The 1,146-nt window shown below is 73.3% G+C and carries 2 protein-coding genes; both read left to right on the forward strand.

The window, feature by feature from the left end:
• Positions 1 to 815 (forward strand): benzoate/H(+) symporter BenE family transporter (locus BGN97_RS00330; protein ID WP_292697003.1); only part of this gene is annotated, 815 nt, incomplete at its 5' end.
• An 89-nt stretch (positions 816 to 904) separates the two neighbouring features.
• Positions 905 to 1,146, forward strand: a 242-nt coding sequence (locus BGN97_RS00335; RefSeq protein WP_292697005.1) for an ATP-binding cassette domain-containing protein, incomplete at its 3' end; no start/stop codon positions are given.

The following is a 1,146-nucleotide window of genomic DNA, read 5'->3' on the forward strand; positions in this document are numbered from 1 at the left end:
CCATTCCGCCGTCCATCGCGCAGGCGATGCTCGCGAGCGTGCTGCTGCCGCTGTGCCTCGCGCCCGTCACGGGCCTGGTCGCGAACCCGTGGGGCGTGATCCCGGTGGAGGTCACCTGGCTGCTGTTCGCCCGCCTCGCGCCGCGGTGGGCCGTGCCGGCCGCGTTCGTCACGGCGACCGTCGTCGTCGTGATCGGCATCGCCCGCACGGGCACCGCGGTGGACCCGGCGGTGCTGCTCCCCGCGTTCCACCTGACCGCGCCGACGTTCACCGTCGGGTCGATCGTGGGCATCGCGCTGCCCCTGTTCATCGTCACCATGGCCTCGCAGAACGTGCCCGGGATCGCCGTGATGCGCAGCTTCGGCTACGAGGTGCCGTGGCGACCCGCGATGCTCGTCACCGGAATCGGCTCGGCGCTGGGGGCTCCGGCCGGCGGTCACGCCATCAACCTCGCGGCCATCAGCGCGGCGCTGGCGGCGGCACCGGACGCCGAGCCCGACCCTGCGCGACGGTGGATCGCCGGCGTCTCGACCGGGGTGTCGTACCTCGTGCTCGGCGGGCTGTCTGCCGTGTTCGCGGCGCTCGTGCTCCTCGCGCCCGCGGCGGTCATCCCCGCCGTGGCCGGCCTCGCCCTGTTCGGCGCCTTCGGCTCGGCCGTGCAGCAGGCTATCGACGATCCAGGCGAGCGGATGCCCGCCGTGATCACCTTCCTCGTGGCGGCATCCGGCGTCGCGCTCCTCGGCATCAGCGCCGCGTTCTGGGCGCTGATCGCCGGGCTCGTCGTGCGCGGCGTGCTGCATGCGGGCCGGCGCTGAGCCGGATGCGGACTCCGTCCCGGGGATGATCGCGCGAATCCGCCGCAGGGGGGATGCCCCGGACCGGGCCCGGTTCGTAGCGTGGAGGCATGACAGGCGAACTGCATCTGCAGGGCATCACCAAGAGCTACGGCTCACGGACCGTGCTCGATGACATCCGATTCGACGTCGCGCCGGGCCGGCTGACCGGCTTCGTCGGCGGCAACGGAGCCGGCAAGACGACCACCATGCGCATCATCCTGGGCGTGCTGGCCTCGGACGGCGGCACGGTCACCCTCGACGGCGCGCCCGTCACCACCGCCGACCGCCGGCGGTTCGGGTACATGCCCGA

This window comes from Microbacterium sp. 69-10 (genome assembly GCF_001897945.1).
Lineage (GTDB): Bacteria > Actinomycetota > Actinomycetes > Actinomycetales > Microbacteriaceae > Microbacterium.